Source organism: Methanosarcina sp. MTP4 (genome assembly GCF_000970045.1).
GTDB lineage: Archaea > Halobacteriota > Methanosarcinia > Methanosarcinales > Methanosarcinaceae > MTP4.
Genome location: NZ_CP009505.1, coordinates 2528980 through 2549315 on the forward strand (window position 1 = coordinate 2528980; position 20336 = coordinate 2549315).

20 protein-coding genes are annotated in these 20336 nt (G+C 46.0%); 8 read left to right on the top strand and 12 right to left on the bottom strand.

The features are described 5' to 3' along the window. The first annotated feature begins 355 nt into the window (after positions 1-355). Entirely contained in the window at positions 356-1456 is a 1101-nt protein-coding gene (locus tag MSMTP_RS18025; RefSeq protein WP_052718371.1) for a uroporphyrinogen decarboxylase family protein, read from the top strand. A gap of 201 nt (positions 1457-1657) precedes the next feature. Here the strand turns inward: MSMTP_RS18025 and MSMTP_RS10470 are convergent, their stop codons facing one another. The 3 genes from MSMTP_RS10470 to MSMTP_RS10480 form a co-directional block, all read right to left on the bottom strand. Next, on the bottom strand, positions 1658-2014 hold the full coding sequence (locus tag MSMTP_RS10470) for a metal-sulfur cluster assembly factor (protein ID WP_048179056.1): 357 nt from the start codon (positions 2012-2014) through the stop codon (positions 1658-1660). A gap of 163 nt (positions 2015-2177) precedes the next feature. Beyond that, positions 2178-3272 carry a uroporphyrinogen decarboxylase family protein gene (locus MSMTP_RS10475; protein ID WP_048179058.1) on the bottom strand — a complete coding sequence of 365 codons (1095 nt, stop codon included), beginning with the start codon at positions 3270-3272 and terminating at the stop codon, positions 2178-2180. A 1-nt stretch (position 3273) separates the two neighbouring features. Beyond that, positions 3274-3924, bottom strand: coding sequence for a corrinoid protein (locus MSMTP_RS10480; RefSeq protein WP_048179060.1), 651 nt, complete (start codon positions 3922-3924; stop codon positions 3274-3276). Between the two features lie 1365 nt (positions 3925-5289). Here MSMTP_RS10480 and MSMTP_RS19735 point away from each other — a divergent pair. Next, positions 5290-5496 carry a hypothetical protein gene (locus tag MSMTP_RS19735; protein ID WP_197076066.1) on the top strand — a complete coding sequence of 69 codons (207 nt, stop codon included), beginning with the start codon at positions 5290-5292 and terminating at the stop codon, positions 5494-5496. A gap of 218 nt (positions 5497-5714) precedes the next feature. Here the strand turns inward: MSMTP_RS19735 and MSMTP_RS10490 are convergent, their stop codons facing one another. From MSMTP_RS10490 to MSMTP_RS10530, 8 genes are all read right to left on the bottom strand, one after another. Continuing rightward, a complete protein-coding gene (locus tag MSMTP_RS10490) occupies positions 5715-5924 on the bottom strand; it encodes a hypothetical protein (protein ID WP_048179063.1) in 210 nt (69 codons plus the stop codon). Between the two features lie 65 nt (positions 5925-5989). After that, entirely contained in the window at positions 5990-6199 is a 210-nt protein-coding gene (locus MSMTP_RS10495; RefSeq protein WP_082090586.1) for a hypothetical protein, read from the bottom strand. 70 nt (positions 6200-6269) lie between these two features. Beyond that, complete coding sequence (locus MSMTP_RS10500) at positions 6270-7601, bottom strand: S-layer protein domain-containing protein (RefSeq protein ID WP_082090587.1); 1332 nt, start codon at positions 7599-7601, stop codon at positions 6270-6272. A gap of 189 nt (positions 7602-7790) precedes the next feature. Then, on the bottom strand, positions 7791-8798 hold the full coding sequence (locus MSMTP_RS10505; RefSeq protein ID WP_048179068.1) for an MtaA/CmuA family methyltransferase: 1008 nt from the start codon (positions 8796-8798) through the stop codon (positions 7791-7793). 19 nt (positions 8799-8817) lie between these two features. Then, positions 8818-9912, bottom strand: a complete 1095-nt coding sequence (locus MSMTP_RS10510; RefSeq protein ID WP_048179069.1) for a uroporphyrinogen decarboxylase family protein — start codon at positions 9910-9912, stop codon at positions 8818-8820. 1 nt (position 9913) lies between these two features. Beyond that, positions 9914-10564 (bottom strand): corrinoid protein, encoded by a 651-nt coding sequence (locus tag MSMTP_RS10515; protein ID WP_048179071.1) that lies wholly within the window; start codon positions 10562-10564, stop codon positions 9914-9916. A gap of 823 nt (positions 10565-11387) precedes the next feature. Beyond that, positions 11388-13547, bottom strand: coding sequence for a PAS domain S-box protein (locus tag MSMTP_RS10525; protein WP_197076067.1), 2160 nt, complete (start codon positions 13545-13547; stop codon positions 11388-11390). 194 nt (positions 13548-13741) lie between these two features. After that, positions 13742-14611, bottom strand: coding sequence for a winged helix-turn-helix domain-containing protein (locus MSMTP_RS10530; protein WP_082090588.1), 870 nt, complete (start codon positions 14609-14611; stop codon positions 13742-13744). A 213-nt stretch (positions 14612-14824) separates the two neighbouring features. On the opposite strand from MSMTP_RS10530, the gene MSMTP_RS10535 reads away from it, so the two are divergent. From MSMTP_RS10535 to MSMTP_RS10555, 5 genes are all read left to right on the top strand, one after another. Further along, the gene (locus MSMTP_RS10535; RefSeq protein ID WP_048179075.1) at positions 14825-15133 is read left to right on the top strand and encodes a hypothetical protein; all 309 of its coding nucleotides are present in this window, start codon (positions 14825-14827) and stop codon (positions 15131-15133) included. Between the two features lie 723 nt (positions 15134-15856). Continuing rightward, positions 15857-16057 carry a hypothetical protein gene (locus MSMTP_RS10540; RefSeq protein ID WP_048179076.1) on the top strand — a complete coding sequence of 67 codons (201 nt, stop codon included), beginning with the start codon at positions 15857-15859 and terminating at the stop codon, positions 16055-16057. Between the two features lie 131 nt (positions 16058-16188). Next, the gene (locus MSMTP_RS10545) at positions 16189-17418 is read left to right on the top strand and encodes an ATP-binding protein (RefSeq protein WP_052718373.1); all 1230 of its coding nucleotides are present in this window, start codon (positions 16189-16191) and stop codon (positions 17416-17418) included. A gap of 24 nt (positions 17419-17442) precedes the next feature. Further along, positions 17443-17667: a hypothetical protein gene (locus tag MSMTP_RS10550; RefSeq protein ID WP_048179078.1), complete on the top strand. Its 225-nt coding sequence runs from the start codon at positions 17443-17445 to the stop codon at positions 17665-17667. A gap of 301 nt (positions 17668-17968) precedes the next feature. Further along, positions 17969-19522, top strand: a complete 1554-nt coding sequence (locus MSMTP_RS10555; RefSeq protein WP_048179080.1) for an ATP-binding protein — start codon at positions 17969-17971, stop codon at positions 19520-19522. A gap of 92 nt (positions 19523-19614) precedes the next feature. Here MSMTP_RS10555 and MSMTP_RS10560 read toward each other — a convergent pair whose 3' ends face one another. Beyond that, complete coding sequence (locus MSMTP_RS10560; RefSeq protein WP_231582752.1) at positions 19615-20106, bottom strand: hypothetical protein; 492 nt, start codon at positions 20104-20106, stop codon at positions 19615-19617. 28 nt (positions 20107-20134) lie between these two features. Between MSMTP_RS10560 and MSMTP_RS19285 the strand changes: the two genes are divergently transcribed. After that, positions 20135-20305 carry a hypothetical protein gene (locus MSMTP_RS19285; RefSeq protein WP_156153791.1) on the top strand — a complete coding sequence of 57 codons (171 nt, stop codon included), beginning with the start codon at positions 20135-20137 and terminating at the stop codon, positions 20303-20305. Positions 20306-20336 lie beyond the last annotated feature (31 nt).

Sequence of the window (20336 nt, forward strand, 5' to 3'; positions counted from 1 at the left end):
TATGAAATTTAACCCCTTGCTTGCAGAAAATTAGGGACACTGCCACCTCATTGGAGTGAAGTTGAAGAGTTCCGATGAAAAATTTCAATGGTGCGCAATAAACAAATCTGAATACATTAGCTAAGTTCTAAAGTCTGAATAAATTTGCTGAGTCCTGAAGTCTGGACAAATTAGATGAATTCTGGTCTTTTGAAGTGGACCAGCAGTTATACCCGGGTTTCCGGCTTTACAGGTGCATGTAAGTGCGGAAGTTTATGTGATTGCAGAAGGTGTGCTGAAATAACGTTGTGCTGAAATAACGTAAAACTGGCTAATAAGACGGCCAGCAATTTGTAAAAAAATTCGAGGTGTATGTATGAGCACAAAAGAAGAAATGAGTCATGGAGAAAGGGTCAAAGCAGCAATAGACCTCAAGGAGCCAGATAGAGTTCCGGCGTTTTGTACACTTAGCTGGGCAGTAAACTTAGCAGGTAATAACCTGAACTGCATCGGCAAAAAAGAAAAAGATGTCAGCATGCCCCAATTCCTCAACACACCGGCGATTCAGGCTGAAGCTCATTTCAAGGCAACTGAACTTTTTGATGCTGACTTTGTCTGGTGTTATTCGTCCAATCAACCTGTGGCAGTTGCCCTTGGATGTGAAACAAATCAGCCTTACTGGAGCACGACAGCGATTTCCAGAACGGCAATCGATAAAGTAGAAGACTGGAAAAACCTGGAGTTTCCGAACATTGAAAAAGACCCTACAACCTCTACGCAACTTGATACGATCAGGCTGGTGGAGAAGGGGCTGCATGAAAAAAGAGGAAATGATACTTTTATAGACGGGCTCACAAACGGACCTTTTACGATAGCAGGGCTGGTTTTGGGTATTGAAAAATTGATGTTTGCCATGGTCGACAGACCGGATGATACAAAAGAGTTTATTGATTTTTGCACGGACGTAGCCATAGAAGTTGCAAAAGCCCAGCTTGATGCCGGTGCAGACCAGATTTTCTGTCCCGACCCTTCAGCCTCAGGAGACCTGATCCCCCCGGATTTCTACAAGGAATTTGCACTACCTTATGCACAGAAGTACTGTAAAGCGATTGTCGGCCATAAGGATAGGTATTCTTGCATGTATCATATATGCGGGGACACGGCTGACAGGTTGGAAGACCTGGCTTCAATAGGTGTAAGCTTCCTCAGCCTGGATTACAAAGTTAGTATGAAAGAGGCTAAAGAGAGGATCGGCGACAAGGTCTGCCTCTGCGGAAACGTAAACCCTGCGGAGACCCTTTTCCTGGGGACTCCTGAAAAGATCGAAGAAGAAGGGCGTCAGTGCATAAGGGATGCAGCTCCCGGTGGTGGGTACATCTACTGGTCGGGATGCGACCTTCCCATAGATTGCTCCCTAAAAAATGTGAAGGCATTCATGGAAGTTCCGATAAAATACGGAAAATATCCCATAAATTAATAAAAGTCATGCTGACAGTGCCTTTAATAACAATTTAAAGGACACTGATTTAATACCCCTTCAGCGTGTGAAAAGTGATAAGACCTGCCATAATTCTCCTGTGCAATTGCATGTTTGCCATTTTGGTGCTTTTGCACAGGGTTTTTTGCTTCTGATCAGGAATTACCTGGTAGAAAAGGCAAATAGCTTTTTTCAATTGCTTCAGGCCAAAATCTGCTTTTTTACATCTTCCGGGATCCTTCCCGATATCCTGGCCGGCGTCCAGGGCGGGTCCCAGACCAGTTCGACCTTCGCCTGCTTCACCCCTTCGATTGCCTCGACCTTTTTCCGGACTTCTTCCGTGATGAACGTGCACTTTGAACAGCCCGCTTTTGCAAGTGTCATCCTGATATCTACCCTGTCCCCTTCAACGTCCACGCCGTAGACAAGCCCGAGGTCCACTATGTTGATAGGAATCTCGAGTCCGTAGACGTTTTTGAGAACTTCGATAATTTCGTCTTTGCTAACGGTGATAGCACTTCCCCCTATGAAAAATACGGAATTGAAAGTTAAATGCATTTCTGTGGGGGATGAATTGAAGTTTAAGACCGCAAGTGGGTATTTAAAGGGCCGGCAGATGGGTATGATTTTAAAGAGGTTCTGAAAAATAGGAAAAAAGAGCCATGAAGGGATTCACAACACATCATGGCTTTCTTTGAGTTTCCAATGCATTCCCGTAGTTTCAGCCCTTCAGTGGGTATTTTCCGTATTTTTTGGGCATTTCGTAGAAACGATCGATGTTTTCAAGGGGGCAGTCCAGCGGGAAGTCGCAGCCTGACCAGAGGATGAAGCCGCCTCCGGGGCCTGCGTCCGCGATGCACTGTTTGCTTTCGGCTTCGACTTTTTCGGGAGTACCCATGAAAAGGGTGTCAGCCGGGTTTACGTTTCCGCAGAGGCAGACTTTGTCCCCTATCCTTTCCTTTGCTTCTTTGAGGCTTACCTGGTTGTCCAGGCTGAGCACGCTCATGCCCACTTCAGCCAGGATTTCCAGGCGGTCGGCTGTGTTTCCGCAGATGTGGTAGTGGTGGGCGTATTTGTCCTTGTATTTGCGGATTGCTTCGGACTGGCGCTTTGCGGCGGGGAATGCAAGCTGCTCGTAAAAGTCCGCAGGGATCAGGTCGCCCGAAGCTGTCGGGTCAGGGGTGAAGATGTGATCTGCCCCGGCATCGATCTGGGCTTTTGCGCATTCGAGACCAACGTCAGCACAGAATTCCACTAGCTCCCTGGTTTCATCGGGCTTTTCGATCATGGCAAACATCAGGGGCTCCACACCCAGCAGGAAACCGGCAAGGGTCAGGGGGGCAATAACCGTTCCCGTGACAAAGACATCGTCCCCGCGCTTTTCGTGCAGTTCTTTGTCAAGCAGCCTGATTGAGGAGAGCTGGACAGGGATCTTCCCGTCGGTATCCATGTTGGGGAATTTCAGGTTCTTCCAGTCCTCTACTTTTTCGATGGCTTCTCCGACGACCTGAGGGATGCCCCAGGGTGGTTCGGCTTCTTTGCAGCCCATGGGAAGGGCAAGGACGTTGGAGCCCACAAGGACATGGACGAAATCGAAACCGAAACGGTCCAGGGCTTTTACCCAGGCGTCGGCGTAAATGTCTGGATTGTGGACGAATTTAGGGAAGTAAACGTCCTTTTCAGGCTTTCCCATGCGGTTGACGTTGTCTCCGGCCATGTTTACGCCCCAGCTGCAGGGGCCGAAACTCGGGACCATGTCGGGTTCTTTCAGGTCGATTGCTTTTTTGATCCGTTCTCCACTACTCATTTCGTCCATTTTATGCCCTCCTTTCGGTCACGAGCCTTTTGACGGCTTTAATAGCTTCAGGAGCGTTTTCGGCATAGGCATCCGCACCTATATCGTCGCAGAATTTCTGGGATACGGGCCCTCCCCCGACCATAACCTTTACGCCGGGAACCTCTTCGCTGGCCAGTTTTACCACATCTTTCATGCCAAGCATGCTTGTGGTCATGAGAGCCGATACCCCGATTACGTCTGCGTTATTTTCTTTTGCAGCCTCGATAAACTGTTCGGGGGAAACGTCCCTTCCCAGGTGGTGCACGTTAAAACCTGCAGCTGCAAGCAGGCTGTTTACCAGGTTGATCCCTATGTCATGGATGTCGCCAAAAGCCACCCCCATGACCACGTGCCCGGGGTCTTCGATACTTTCAACATTCACATGAGGCTGAAGGACTTCCACGGCCGAGTTCATCGCCCGTGCCGACATCATGATATGGGGGACAAACATCTCTCTTTTGTCATACTTGTCACTCACAATGCTCATCCCGTGAGCACAGCCCTTCATGATCGCTTCGTAGGCATCAATGCCTTCTTCAATTGCTTGATTTGCAAGCTCCACAGCAAGGCCCTGCTTTCCGCTGACCACAGCATCCGCTAATCCGTTTAAGATTTCTTCCCTGGAACTCATAAAATCACTCTGCTTTTTTACTCTGCCTTCACTCTGCCGTTTTTAGAAGTTTCCCGGACTCCGGACCTGGGAAAAGCCCGGAACCGGGTTTTTGGGTTTTTATGCCTTTTTAAATTTACGCCTTTTTAAATGCCCGTTTTTCAATTTTCAGGCGCCTATATTCATCTTCTGGGTTTTTGTGGTGTGTATTTTACGGTGTGAAGATCTCATTATGAGAACGTGAACTTTCGATGTTCTCAACGTCAACCCTCCCACCTATTAATATATTAGAGGCTGCATCAATTTAATACCTTTGTAAATTGCTTAATTTCCCAGCTATTTTAAAGGTCTGAAGTCGGAATTTTGCAGTCCTGAAAATTAAAAATATTTTTTTTAGTTAGCCGTTTTATGACTTCGTGGGAAAAACAGCTTCTTCCAACTCTGTATAAAAAAAATGAATATTATTTCGCATGAGTTAAATATAAATACTATTATTATTTCAGGAGCCTCAGACGGATAGGCTTTGAAACCGATCCCGTGCAGGAAGGCTGCTATCCTAACCTATCTTTATGATGTAAGAGCCAGCAGATGCCTGAATCAGTCACAGCTTTTCGATCGAACTTATTATCGAAGATGAGGAAATCTTATAGAAGACTTATAGCAAACTTATTAAATAAGAACACACTGTTCTCTTTCAACAGGAAATCGATACCTGTGCGTAGGTGTTAATTACAGCATCCTGCTCGAAGGCACGAGCGCCCTCGTTGAAATTTCGATGCTTATGAGTCAGATTTTTCAGTTCCTCCGTTCTTTTGGAGGCAGATTCCGAAATATAGTCCCTGACGTAAATATTTACACTTGCTTTATGACCACGGAAGACACGGAAGGCACGGAAGGATTGTGCCCCTTATTCATTTTATTCCGTGTTTTCCGGGCTTTCTGTGGTTAAAATTTCAATTAAGATTGGTGAAGGAATTTAGGTTCTTGACTATAGCTAAAAAATATAGCTTCAGGACATTAAGGAATTAGTCAAATATAATATCAAGGATTTCAAAATTTGAGAATAAACCACAGATGAACACAGATGAACACGGATGGTTTAAATCTGTGTCTATCCGTGTCCATCCGTGGTTCTTTAATGGGAAACTCATTAATAGAGCAATTCCCGATCAGAAAATCTGAAGTTATATTTTCACCATTCCTAAATGTCATGGAATATTGCCAGAAAAGGCAAAATGATCCTGACTTTTCAAGGTATGACCTGAGGAACATCCTGAAGCCATTGAAGCGAGTTATGGACCTCTCTCACCTGGAGGTTAGGAGTGGAGAGGTATCTGTTATCATCCCGGAAAGCTCCTGTCCGAAACCATCTTTCCCGAGTGGGAAATGGCAAACCAGTTTGAGTTGATGGAGCTAACCCGTAACCGGGGCTTTCCGATCGGACACAAAATCCTGTGCAACGGCATAAATGGCAAATATGCAGCTACACAGGGGAGGTTTTGCAGGTCTTTTACTCACTTCTGGGGGATATTTGACAACAGTGCCATCTTGATGGAGAGGGGTATGGACAGGCGCTGTCATCAGCGTGATTAAGCTTCTTTTGTACCCGTTTACAACTGCCCAGTACTCGGCATGGATATGTTTTCCCGGGGCATAAATCCGGGGAAGCTTTGAGGAAGGAGAAACTGAAAACAGCACTTCTGGCTGAAAGGCTTAAAGCTTCGTATTAGGGACTGCTTTCAGTAACTCACAGAATCTTTACCCTCTTAAATCAAGTTCCCGGTGCACTTCATTAAGTCGCACAAAATGTATTAATCAGTTGCTTTCATCGATTCTTTGATGTACATTGTTAATCCCAGGAACCCTGCTGCAAATCCACTTATAAATCCGGTTATTCCGTTTCCAATACCGTTAGCCAGGGCATCAACCGGAACCGGAATAATAAAGTAGTTAGCCGCTCCACCAAGTACCAAGCCTGCAATGCCCCCGATAAGTCCAAATTTCAATGGTTCATTTGACACAGTTAATTCCTCCTTTAATCAAGTATCAGATTTCTTACTCACCTGTTTTCTTAAGTTAAGTTCAGTCAGTTCAGCTCAGTTTTCTTCTCTTTGATGTACATTGTTAATCCCAGGAACCCTGCTGCAAATCCACTTATAAATCCGGTTATTCCGTTTCCAATACCGTTAGCCAGGGCATCAACCGGAACCGGAATAATAAAGTAGTTAGCCGCTCCACCAAGTACCAAGCCTGCAATGCCCCCGATAAGTCCAAATTTCAATGGTTCATTTGACACAATTAATTCCTCCTTTAATCAAGTATCGGATTTCTTTCTCACCTGTTTTCTTAAGTTAAGTTCAGTCAGTTCAGCTCAGTTTTCTTCTGAAAAGTAACACCATTGAAAAAATACTCAAAGCAGCAAGCGGTATTCCAAATCCCGGTGCACTACTTGATTTTGCAGTTTTAGCTTCCTCGCTATTTTCCTCAGCGATCGTGTCTCCGGGGATCGACTCTTCGGTTTCAAGCGCATCTACTTCACTCATGTTAATGACGATAAGTTCTTCAGACTCGATTTCCTCTGCTACTGGTTCTTCTGCGCCTGTATCTTCAGATAGTCTATTCTCTTCTCCTAATGTTACTTCCATTGCAGGATAGATGACATATCCGCCATTCGTCCCTTTGCCCATATCCGAGATCCTGAAATACCATTCGTCAGTAAGGTAACACTTTGCATCCCTATCTACCGTAAACTTGATTCCTTTCTTGTTGGACATCGTAATGCCCTCCTTCGCTGCGGAATCTACCGTGAAAACACCATACTCATAATCTTCATCAACAGAAAACGGTTGATATTGGTCTATCAGGAACGAGTATTTGAAATTGGCAAACTTATCGGTGCTCCCCTGGAAGACGGAGTCCACGAATATTACAAAGTATATAAGGTCGGAACTGCTGCCGACATCCGCATTAGCCGTGTAAATCTTGTCGTTAATGTCACCTGTACCTGTGTCCACTATTCCTGATTCTAATAGCTCGCCATCTTTGCACAGTGAGAAATGGCATGTATTTCCTTCAATGTCTACATCGTTCAGGGTTAGGCTGTAGCCTTCCGGCCATTCCCATGTTTCTCCTACTTTGAGCGTTTTTCTGTCATCAGGCCCCTGTGCAAAGACTAAGGTAGCAAGATTGGTAGCGTCATATCCAGCTGCGATGTAAACCTTGCCGAACATGTAAAAGAATGGTGCAAAATCAATTTTAGTCACACCAATTTCATTGTCAAAAACTTCATATGGGGTGTCGATTGGCTGGGTATAATAGATAAGTTCTCCTTCATCAAATGTATGAGAAGTAGGATTTGATTTGCCAAGCGCAGGGCTTCCACCTTTGTCAGTATAATAAAGCCTCTCCGGGATTACTGTCGTAACATAGCCGTAAGGAGCTCTTATGCCATATATAAATCCATCAAATGTTCTAAAATCCCATGAAAGGTCATCTGCTTCTACACTCCCGGTGTCGTACGTGGTACCACGAATTTCCAAAGTGTCTGCTGAACACGGAGAAATTCCTGGTAAAAATACACATAGTACAACCAGAGCTACCGCTATCAGTTTAAAATACTTCAAGTTTACAACTCCCTCTTTTGCATTACTTGTTGTTAATACAATAAAAGTGGGTGATTGGTTTTTATTCCCTATCACCTTTTAACATGAGACTCTGCAACGCACACTTTTTTAATCATCCGTTTTTACAGTTCTTTGAGTTATTTGCCATTTAGCTACACACTTTTTTTAATCATCCGTTTTTACAGTTCTGTGAGTTACTTTCCATTTATTTTATATGAGAAATTAATTCTACAGGATGAAGCTTCATGGGCTTCTACTCTTTGATCATTTTTCGACTATTTTTGCCGCCTCAGCCATAGCCTTTATATTCTCGAGCTTCGTTCCGGGGGGAATTCCGCAGCCCGGGGCGAGGATGTCCACTCCCCTGGCAATGCATTCGAGAGCTTCGGCCCGGACGTCTTCCGGACTGCCCAGGAAGAGGGTGTCCGGGGGGTTGATGTTGCCTATGATTGCAACCCTGTCCCCCACCAGTTCTTTTGCCTTTTGGATGTCCACCAGATGGTCAAGGCTGACACCTGCAACTCCTGTGTCTGCCATCATCCCCAGAAGAGGGGTTGAATCCCCACAGATGTGGAGGATGGCCGGTTTGTCCAGGCTGTGGACAAGTTTGGAACAGGGGGGATAGGCTGCCTCCTGGTAGAAGTCACATCCCAGGAGCTCGCTGCCTGCCGAGGGATCGATGACTACGATCGAATCGGCTCCGGCTTCTTCAAGGGCACGCCCGTAACTTATCAGCAACACGGTTGTGAAGGAGAGCAGGTCCTTAAAGAAGCCCGGGTTATCGAACATGTCCATTAACAGGGCTTCGACACCTCTTATCTGCCCGGCAAGGGTAAAGGGCCCGGTAATCCCGGCTATGATCGGGAGGGTGGGGTCCTCTTCTTTCACGAGCTTTATTGCCTCTAGCACCACGGGCATCCTTCCGGCTTCTGAAGGATCCGGGACTTCCAGGGAATAGAGTTTCTCCGGATCACTGAGAACCGGATCTTTGATGGAAGGCTGGGAATCGGATTTTCCTCCGTGTATGGCAGAGCCCAGAGCTTCGGCTTCAACACATAGATCGAAGGGAACCCTTACGCTTTCAATTCCTCCTAACCGGTTGGCGGCAAGGGCCAGTTTTGCCATCTTCTGTGCGCTGGAATGTGCTTCGGGCCAGGCTGCCCCGGTTTCCGCCATCATCTCAACAGTTGCTGTCTGAAGAGGACAGGCTACAGAGACCCTGTCCACTTCTTCTCGCGCAAGGGCAGCAAGAAAACGTTCCTTACTATTCATTGTAATCGTGCCTTAGTTTTTAGCCCTGGAGCGGGTATTTCCCGTATTTTTTGGGCATTTCGTAGAAACGTTCGACATTTTCAAGTGGGCAGTCCAGCGGGAAGTCGCAGCCTGACCAGAGAATGAACCCGCCTCCGGGACCTGCGTCTGCGATGCACTGTTTGCTTTCGGCTTCGACTTTCTCGGGGGTTCCCATGAAAAGGGCGTCTGCCGGGTTTACGTTTCCGCAGAGGCAGACTTTGTCCCCTATTCTTTTCTTTGCATCTTTGAGGCTTACCTGATTGTCCAGGCTTATAACGCTCATTCCCACTTCGGCCAGGGTTTCCAGGCGGTCGGCTGTGTTTCCGCAGATGTGATAGTGATGGGCGTATTTGTCCTTGTATTTGCGTATCGCTTCCGACTGCCTTTTTGCAGCGGGGAATGCAAGCTGCTCGTAAAATTCCGCAGGGATCAGGTCACCCGAGGCTGTCGGGTCAGGGGTGAAGATGTGGTCGGCTCCGGCGTCTATCTGGGCCTTTGCACATTCGATTCCCACATCGGCGCAGAACTCAAGGAGCTCCCTGGTCTCGTCGGGCTTTTCGATCATTGCAAACATCAGGGGCTCGACTCCCAGCAGGAAACCTGCAAGGCTCATAGGGGCCATAAACGTTCCTGTGACAAAGATATCGTCCCCGCGCTTTTCGTGCAGTTCTTTGTCGAGCAGCCTTATTGCGGAGAGCTGGACAGGGATTTTCCCGTCGGTGTCCATGTTCGGGAATTTCAGGTCCTTCCAGTCCTCTACTTTTTCGATAGCTTCGCTGACGACCTGCGGGACACCCCATGGTGGTTCGACTTCCTTGCAGCCCATGGGAAGGGCGAGGACGTTGGAGCCCACAAGGACATGGACAAAGTCGAAACCGAACCGGTCCACGGCTTTGACCCAGGCGTCGGCGTAGATGTCCGGGTTATGGACGAATTTCGGGAGGTAAACGTCTTTTTCAGGCTTCCCCACGCGGTTGATGTTGTCCCCGGCCATGTTTACGCCCCAGCTGCAGGGGCTAAATGCCGGGACCCTATCAGGTTCTTTCAGGTCGATTGCTTTTTTGATCCGTTCTCCATGGCTCATTTCGTCCATTTTATGCCCTCCTTTCGGCTACGAGCCTTTTGACGGCTTTAATGGCTTCAGGAGCGTTTTCGGCGTAGGCATCCGCCCCTATATCGTCGCAGAAGTTCTGGGATACGGGCCCTCCCCCGACCATGACCTTTACGCCGGGAACCTCTTCGCTGGTCAGTTTTACTACATCTTTCATGACCAGCATGCTTGTGGTCATGAGGGCCGATACTCCGATTACGTCAGCGTTGTGCTCTTTTGCAGCCTCGATGAAATTTTCGGGAGCAACGTCCTTTCCCAGGTGGTGGACGTTGAAACCGGCAGCTGCAAGCAGGCTGTTTACCAGGTTGATCCCTATGTCGTGGATGTCGCCAAAAGCCACCCCCATGACCACGTGCCCGGGGTCTTCGATACTTTCAACATTCACATGAGGCTGCAGGACTTCCACGGCCGAGTTCATCGCCCGGGCCGACATCATGATATGGGGGACAAACATCTCCCTTTTATCATACTTGTCACTCACAATACTCATCCCGTGAGCACAGCCCTTCATGATTGTTTCGTAGGCATCAACGCCTTCGTCGATTGCTTTATTCGCAAGCTCTACTGCAAGGTCCTGCTTTCCGCCGACCACAGCATCCGCTAATTCGTTTAAGATTTCTTCCTTAGAACTCATAAAACCACTCTGTTTTTTTTACTCTGCCATTTTTGGAATTTTCCGGCCCTTTAACTTCATGAAATGGTGAAAAGCAAGGGCCGTATTTATCTGGTTATTTCTGTTTTTGAGAAAATTTTCCTTGGAATTTCAGATTTCGTTTTTCCATTTTTCGGGTTTTAGTAAATCTGTTTTTATGGTGTACAGATTCCTAAGATGGAATTCCAGCGGTCTGTTCTCAATGCTTCGAACCCCACCTAATGAATAGTTGGATGCTACCGTATTTTAAGCTCCTTAAATCGCATCATTTCCTAACTTATTTAAGGACAACATTCCAGAACTTGCGGATTAGATCACAATAAATATAATTAGATAGTTTTTTTTCAAATCTGCTCATATGAAAAAAACAGCATTATGTGCCTTGTTATCAAAAAAATAGTCATAGTTTTGCCTTAGAAAATTATAAATAAGAGTATTATTTAATTGAGAATTATTAATAATATACCGGCAAGAAAAATAAAAAAATATACTTGCGAGTAAAGGACAAAGTTTTCTTTGAAGCAATTTATACCAAAAAGATTTCGCACTTTAAATTTCTTTTACAATTGTTGAATAAGGACAAGGGTGACCTTTTATTTTCTCACAACTTCAAACTCGTTCCACTATTTGCACTTAGAGCCTATCCGAAAAGTCTCACTGCTCTGAATGTTATCCATGCGCATGCGAAATGAAGTATAGCAAATTAATTCTCAACATTTCAGGATACAACACAAGCAAAAGATGAGTTTTTATATATAACAACTGATTGGAAACTTCCCTGAATAGGCAATTGTATAATTTTTGTTTATTCACCCTCAGCGGTTTCCTGCGCGGGACGGGAAAGGCTGATCAGGACTTCCCTGTTTTTCCAGTTTCCTCTGCTTATTCGGGTTTCAGTCAGTATTTCTTCTCCTTCTTTACTTAATAAGGGAAGACTAAAAGACTTTTTCCCTTCAAGAATTTCCGATAAATTCTTTGCTACTTCCAGTTGTTTTTTATAGGGGAGAAGGGAGACTACACTTCGCCCGAGAAGTTCCTCTTCCGTATACTTCAGTCTTTTCAAAAATGCATGATTGCATTTGACAATACAGCCATCATCATCCATTATGAAAAGGAGGTCGTCCAGGGTATTGAAGAGCCCCTCAAGATCTCTACAGGTTTTCTTGAGTTCGGCTTTTTCCATTATCCTTCCGATAGCGGTACCTAATTCGGTTGCTATGGTTTCAAGGGTCTTACGAGCGTTTTCAGGGATTTCATCTTCCGTGTGGGAGGTAAGTTTGAGGGCTGCCACAAATTCTCCTTTATAGGAGATTGGGATAAAAGCCGCAGCCTTAAGTTTTTCATTAGGCTGGAGTTTTACATTTGTCAGGGAGCAGATCTCGGAGTGGTGCTTGTATACGGGCTGCCCGTTTCTTGCCAGCCGTGCCATTACGGAATTCCCGTCATAGTTAGAAGCAAACTTCAAAAAACTCGGAGATAGCCCCTTCTGGGTTTCCATGGAGAGAGCTCCCGTTTCTTTGTCCACTAAGTATAAGCATCCCGAATCGATTGGGCTTACCTGCAGCGCCAGGTCAAGCAGCTGTTTAAAGGTTTCCTTAAAATCGTCCGTTGTGATGAGTGCAATTCCCATTTCGCATTGGATCCGCAGGAAATCGCTTTCCTGCTTGCGTTCGGTGATGTCCATGATAACGCACTGCAGGTAGGCAGTTTCCCCTTTCTCATCCGCCTGGATGAAAGTCCGTTCGTCCACCCAGCGGACCTGCCCGTCCCCGGTCAGTATGCGATATTCCTGGCTGAAATCGGTCTGCCCTTCCAGGCAGTTCCTCCTCAGGTTGTCTTTGACTTTTTCAAAGTCAGATGGATGTATGATGTCGCCAAAAAGCAGCTTCCCTTCTGTAAAATCTTCAACCCTATACCCGAACTGGCTGATGTTCTCGGATATGAATTCCACAGGCCATTTGTTCTCGGGACTGCAGAGAAATACAACAACCGGACTGTTGTTTACAACAGTTTCCAGGACATTCCTGACCTTCATGGCATAGAGCAGGTCTTCCTTCGTCTTTTTTTGTTCCCTCATGTCCTTTGCAACCGTCAGGACCATGGTCTTTCCGTCATATTCCATGATGTGCGTATTCAATATGATGGGGAAGATAGATCCGTCCTTTCGCATGTGTACGGTTTCGAAGTTGTACTCCCCTTCCCGATAGATTCGTTTGAAGATTTTCGGGAGGCTTTTTTTGTACTTCGGATCAAGGTCATAGGGCGTCATCTGCAGGAGCTCTTCTCTGCTGTACCCGAGGCGCTTGCAGCTTGTCTCGTTTGCTTCCAGGAACTTCCCGTCTCTGTCGTGGATGATGATGCCGTCGTCACTGTATTCCAGAAGGGCTTTGAACTTCTTTTCCGAGTATTCCAGCTTTTCTTCAAGCTCTTTTTCTTCGGTGGTGTCCCTGATGAAGCCGATATAATCTCTTATTCTCCCTTTCTGCCCGTACCTTACAAGAGTCCGGTCCTCTACCCAGCGCACTTTCCCGGCCTTTGTTAGAACACGGTATTTCTGGGCATAGTCCCTGATCCCTCTTTCGGAATTGCTGATTACGGCAAAGCCGAAGGCTTCCAGGTCTTCAGGGTGGATAAGGTCTGAGTATAGGAGTTTTCCGTCCTTGAAATCCGCGGCCTCATACCCGAAAAGTGAAACGTTTTCGGAGACAAAATCCACAGGGAACCCTGCCTCTGCTTTTCGCAAAAAAATAACTGAGGGAATGTTTTCCAGAACAGCTTTTAGCTCATCAAATGACCCAAAAGCCTCTAAAAAATCAGGTTTTTCACTGCCGGTCTTTTTCTTTCCGGAAAAACTGTTTTGCATCTCATTTCTGGTAATAGTGGTCCCCCTCGCAAGATTTTTCAGGCTTATCTGCTTGTGGCGCCTGTCCACAGTATCTCTATTATAAAAAGGAAATTTATTCAATAAAAACTATTCTTTTTGATAACCATTCCTTTTGTTCATCCCGTCAGCCCGGTGGAAAATTCAAAACAGAAGGAATGGTAAAAAGGAATGAAAGAAGGAATGAAAGAAGGAATGAAAGAAGGAATGAAAGAAGGAATGAAAGAAGGAATGGAAAAAGGAATGGAAAAAGGAGCTTACGGCATTTTTCGCTTGCTTTAAGCCTCTCCAACTTCAGAATAGATCCGTGAAAGCCCCTGGAGTGTAGAAAATCCCTTTCGGGTGATGATGTAGTCTCCACGTTCGCTTCTCTGCAGGATCATCCCGGTGTCGAGGAGTTTCTGGAGGTGGAAGAGGAGGTTTCCGCCCCTGAGGCCGGTCAGTTTTGAAAGCTCGGAGAAGGTCTTGCTTTCCCCGGAAAGAGCCTTTAGCATAAGAAGGCGCTGTTTGTTAGCAATAGGCTCGCAGATTTCGGAGACCAGCTTTTCGGGTGGCATTTCGCTGATATTTCCTTTTTTGCCTTCTTCTTCCCGGTCCTCGTAGATCTGGAGGGAGCGCATGAGCTTGACCTGCTTTTCAAAGAGGGAAGTTGCTTCCGAAAAGCACTTGCTGCACTGGGGAGTTTTTGCCTCTTTCCGGAGTTCCTCCAGCCTGCTCCTGTACTGCTTTACGGTCTCTGAGTCGACCTTTCCCCTGCCAACCAGCCCAGCAGTTTCCTGCAAGATGTCCTTAAATGCCGTTTCGCAGAACTCCCGCATCCCGCAGTCCCGGGTCATGTTGTTGTGCATCCTCTCGTTTGCGTCCTCACAGATGTAGTCAACCATGGGCTTCATGAAGTTCTTTCTCATCTCTGTCAGCATCCCTTCGATATGCTGCTGGTTTGCCCGCTGCAGGAAGCGGGAGAACTCGTTTCGAAGGGAGGTAACTTCTTCTTTTATGGAATGCAGTTCTTCAAAGTAACTACTCTCAACATCATATTTCAAAAAATAGTCAGGGACATTTTCAAGTGAACTTATGGGTTCCCCGGTTACTGACTGGCTATTTTTTCCGCTCAGGTTTGGACTCTCTGTTAGGGGTTCGGAGTTCATGTCAGGTACCTTCTTTATGCTATATTTTGCATTGAAAAGGTTTTAACTTTTTCGTAAACTTCTTCTAATTTATTGTGAACGTTCTCTTTAAAAGGTCATTTTTCTGTACTGCGTGCTATTTGTACATAATCATGACGCTCAAATTTATATGTATACAGCACATTTTTAAAATATGTAAACTATATATTGTACAATATATGGAGGCATTGACATATGGAAATAGAAGAACACCACGCCGCATGGAGGCGTTTTTGCCGGCCATCGGTCTACGAAGAAGTACAGTCTACCCAGGAAGAAGAATGTGTGATTTCGAGTTTTATTGACACTACGGACTCCGCGCACCCCATCACTGCTTTTGTTTTGAATGCCAGTGACGAACAGCTTGAAGCCTTCGGCTACCTTAACCAGTGGATGCAGCACTACGGAATCCGGTTCTGCAACTCAGACTCCTGTGAGTGCGAGCACACAGAGGTCTTCCACGGAGCCTTACGGCTTGCGGATCAGCGCCTTGGTACGGATTAAGTAGATACACAACCCTCAATCTGCTATAATGTGACTGATTTTGAGCCGTTTTTAATATCTACACACCACACCGTGCAGCGACCGTGTACCTACTTTGTTTACATAGGGCTTGTGTGACCTGGCAGATAAACTGCCATTTATCTTTCAGGCATTGAGCCCTAATATTTTTATGTATGTTCTCTTATCAATATTTTACCATATTGACCCGCTTTATTATAATAAACACTATTATTTTTCCTATTTATATATTACGCCTGGGTTTCGTCAACTTCCCCCATATTTCACCCAGGATTTCATACCCCATCGTGCTTAATCCCATCCTTTTTATGTTCTCCACCCACTCATTTTCCAGCTATTAAATTTGTCCGCATAGCCAGACCGCCGTATTTAAAAATAGTTCCAAAGTTCTGCTTGAATTTTTTACTACTCTCTTCCAGTTGTCACTCCCATTTTATTGTCACTTTCTTCTCATTGTCTTTCTTATCAATTACTTTTGTATGCCTACATGATTTGGAATAAAAACCAGAAAAAAAGATCAGGAAGAAAAGAGGAAAAACTCAATAAAAAAGTCCAGAAGAGGGTCAAAAAGCAGACAAATTTACCATAAATGTCCTCTATTTTAAATTTTTAAGGTCATATTTCTGTACAAAAAAGTGACGTGTACATAATTATGACGCTCAAGTATATAAATATACACAACACTTCACTGTTTGGTGATAATTCATGGAGTTAGAAGACATTAACAACTACGTACAGAATGCCAGTTCCGAAGAACTCAAAGCCTTTGGTTTCCTCGGACAGTGGATGATGGAAAACGTCCCAAAGTACTGCACATGCCCCTCAAAGTGCTCCGAAAACTGCGAGCTTGCAAAAGCCCTCGGTGGAGCCCTGCAGGCTGCCGGTCAGAAGTTACAGGGACAGTGAACGGAATCCATCAGGATTCTACTGTCCCTTCCTTTTTTATTCATTGGATCTAACTCAACTTTTTTAAGAATTAATTCAAAATTGACCTGTTCTTTTTTTGGCACTTTCCCATAGCCCATGCGATCTACTTTGTGGGCAGGCTGGAAGCCCCGACCGACATGCTCGAGCGCCTTTATGCCATCACCGCAGAGAAGCTGGAGGATGAAAGGCTTTCCCGCTTTCCTTTCAGGAACGTTGACGAGGCATTCCACTATTTTGCGGACAGGAAAGACCTGGTGCTCATCCTGGACGAGTTTCCTTACATGGCGAGCACGGAAAGCTCCATCCCTTCGGTTTTGCAGGACTACTGGGACCATAAGATCAAGGACACAAAGAGCAAGATCTTTGTCTGCGGCTCTTCCATTTCCATGATGGAAAAACAGTTTTTCAACTACTCATCCCCCCTTTACGGCAGGAGGACAAAGCAGGTCAACCTCCAGCCCCTTAAATTCACAAGCCTGGGAGATTTCTTCCCGGACGCCAGCCTGGACGAGCTAATCGCAATATACGCCGTCCTCGGGGGCACTCCTGCCTACCTGCTGGAATACGAAGGCGATATTTTCGAGACAATAAAAGCCCGGGTCCTGAAAAAGGAAGAATTCCTCTACAGGGACGCCGAATTCATCCTCCGGGAAGAACTCCGGGAGCCAAGGTATTATTTTACGATCATCCGCTCGATTGCCTTCGGGAACGCAAGCTCAGGCAAAATCATAAACGACACCGGCCTGTCCAAAGACGTGGTCGGGAAATACCTGCAGGTACTTCAGGAACTGGACATCATAGAGAGGAGAATTCCGGTAACAGAAGGAATAAAGTCCAGAAAAGGGATCTACCGGATAAAAGACAGCTACTTCAGATTCTATTTCAGGTTCATCTTTCCGAACATCGAGCACATCGAACTGGGGGACAGGGATTTTGTCCTGGACAAGATCAAAAGCGCATTCAATAAATACCTGGGACCTGCATTCGAAAACATAATGCTCGAAATCTTAAAGGAAAACAGAAGCCTCCTCCCGATGAAGTTCAAGAAAATCGGAAGCTGGTGGAAAGGAGAAGACGAAATTGACCTTGTAGCTATGAATGAGAAAACGGACGAAATCCTTTTCGGCGAGATAAAGTACACGGCCAGAAAAACGAGTGTCAAAGTCCTTAACGATCTCAAAAAGAAAGCTGGAAAGGTCAAGTGGGGCTCTGAGGGATGCAAAGAACATTACCTGCTTGTCAGCATGAGCGGGTTCGATGAGGAACTGCGGGAGCTTGCGGCTGCTGAAAAAGTTACATTGATTGACAGGGACGTGCTCGAAAAAGTAGTTTTGAAATGAAGAAACCAGAACCAAGCAGGCAATATGAAAAAGATTATTGTGAACACAATAATTGTTGTGACAATAATAATTAACAATAGGTTTGTTGACTGGTACGGGGAAGAGAGGAAAGAGTATTTTGCGGTTTTTTTGAGGAAAGGTTTTACAAAAAAAGCGATGGAGTTTGGCAGAGGAAGAGGGTTTTTGCTGTTTACATTGAAAGATTTTGACTGTGTTGAGAGAGATTATCAGGCATCAGGAAGTAACTAAGTAGTAATTAAGTATTTAAGTAATAATAACTAAGTAGTAACTAATAAAATAACCAATAAATAGCTGATTAATAACGAAGAAGATAACTAAGTAGTAACTAATAAAATAACCAAGAAATAGCTGACTAATAACGAAGAAGATAACTAAGTAGTAACTAATAAAATAACCAATAAATAGCTGACTAATAACGAAGAAGATAACTAAGTAGTAACTAATAAAATAACCAAGAAAGAAATAAGTAGTAACTAACAAAATAACCGTGATAAGGGGTAAGCTAATGAAATCTGAATGGGGGATCTGATTGGCGCTTCCGGTTAACGTCCACGAACTCATCACCGGGCTCACAGTCGAATGGGAAAGGCTGGAATTCAAAGGATCCTGGAATCCCGAGTCCATTCTTCACTCGATGTGTGCTTTTGCAAACGACATCAACAACTGGGGAGGGGGCTACATCATTGTCGGAATCGAGGAAAAGGACGGAAGGCCGATCCTTCCACCCGCAGGCCTTGATCTCGGCCAGATTGATGCATACCAGAAAAAGCTTCTCGAACTCTGCCACCTGATGACCCCAAATTACTTCCCGGTAGCTGTGCCCGAGGTATTCCAGAAAAAACACATTCTTATAATCTGGTGTGCGGGTGGGGATACACGGCCGTACAGGGCACCCAGAACTCTCGGCAAGAAATCCGAATCCGTATATTACGTCCGGCGCTTTTCCTCTACGGTCCGTGCCAGTTCCTCCGAGGACCAGCAGCTATTCAAACTTGCTGCCAAAGTACCCTTTGACGACCGGATAAACCAGAACGCTGACCTGGAAGACATGAATTTTACCCTTATCAAAGCCTTTTTGAAAGAGGTCGGAAGCGACCTCTATAAAACCGCAGATTCCATATCCTTCAAAGGCCTCTGTCTTCAGATGCAGATAGCAAGGGGACCTCCCGAATACCTTAAACCTGTAAACGCAGGCCTGCTCTTCTTCAACGAAAACCCGGACAGGCTGTTCAACGGGACCAGAATAGAAATCGTCGAGTACTACGATGAAATAGGAGACCGCTTCACGGAAAAAATCTTCACGGGACCCCTCCACATCCAGCTCAAAAACGCCCTCCAGTATTTGAAAAATCTGGTCCTGAAAGAAGAGGTAAGGAAAGTCCCGGACCGGGCAGAAGCCCTCAGATATTTCAACTATCCTTACAGAGCCCTTGAAGAAGCCCTCGCAAACGCCGTCTATCACAAAAGTTACGAAGAAAGGAGCCCTATCGAAGTAAACGTCCGCCTGGACAGAATCGAGATCCTCTCCTTCCCCGGTCCCGTCCCTCCCGTAAACAACGAAAAACTAAAAAAGCCCAGGGTAGCTGCCCGCAACTACCGCAACCGCAGGATAGGGGATTTCCTGAAAGAACTGCACCTTACCGAGGGCAGGAGCACCGGCATCCCCAAGATCCGCCAGGCAATGAAAAGAAACGGCTCTCCACCCCCCATCTTCGAAACCGACGACGACCTCAACTATTTCCTGACGACCCTCCCAATCCACCCCGCGTTCATCAGCCAGCCCCTGGCCGACAGGACTGCCGAAGCCAGATCCGCATACCTGCCCGATGAAAGGTCCCTGGAAATCCTGGAATTCTGCATTAAGCCCAGGAAAAGATCGGAAATAATGGAGCACATCGGACTCACCAACCAGACCAAGAACGTCAGGACATCAATAAAGCCCCTGCTTGACCAGGGATACCTTTCATACACGATTCCCACCAGGCCGAAGGATAGAAACCAGAGGTACCGGACTACGGAGAGAGGAGCAAAGTTGCTTGACGTGTTCTATGAAGAAAAACCGGAACATGTGAGCAGCAGCTAAAACATTAGCATGAAAGCTAATAGGCAACTAACAAGTAACTACTAAGTAACTAACAAATAACTAATAAGTAACTAAGTAAATATAAACCACTCTCAATACTTCCGCACCATCTCCGCCTGCCACTCCGTTTCCGGCCACCCTCTCAACCCTCTTGACTTATTAATCCTGTCCAGGTAGTCCACCACCTCATCCGCGGAAAAACCAAGATCCCTGAGCACACACCCTATAACCGTTCCTGTCCTGCCTATGCCCCCCATGCAGTGGACGACAACTCCCTCTCCTGCATCAATTTTTCTTCTCACCAGAACCGCTGCCTTCCTGGCAAGCCACTCCTCCGTTGCAGGGTCCTGCGGCGGATTCCCATAGTGCAGGTCTTCCATCTCCGCAGAAAACAGCACCTTGAGGGGAGAGGGGTTGTAAGAGACCTCCGAGTCGCAGAGGCAGACCACCCCGGAAAAGCCCGCAGCAGCAATCTTTTCCCAGGGAGTGAATACTGCAGGATAGGTCATACCGGCAAGAAGCGCCGGCTCCTTTAGCACGATGTAGAGGTTCCGGGGCATTCTGATGCCGGCTATTACGGGCATCTCCAGCGAGGTTGGTAGTGAGGGCATCATGGAAGAAGTAGGGAGGATATGGGATATAAATTATCAGTGGGTTGGGGATGGGAGTGTTGGAAGGAGTTGGGATCTAAAAGCCGTATGGTGGGGAGATAACCCGAATGAAAATTTATATCACTCATTTAAAAAACTTGAAGGCGTAATCATCAGATCAGCCTTTGTTTGAGGCATACCCCACCAGGATTATTTATTGGAAC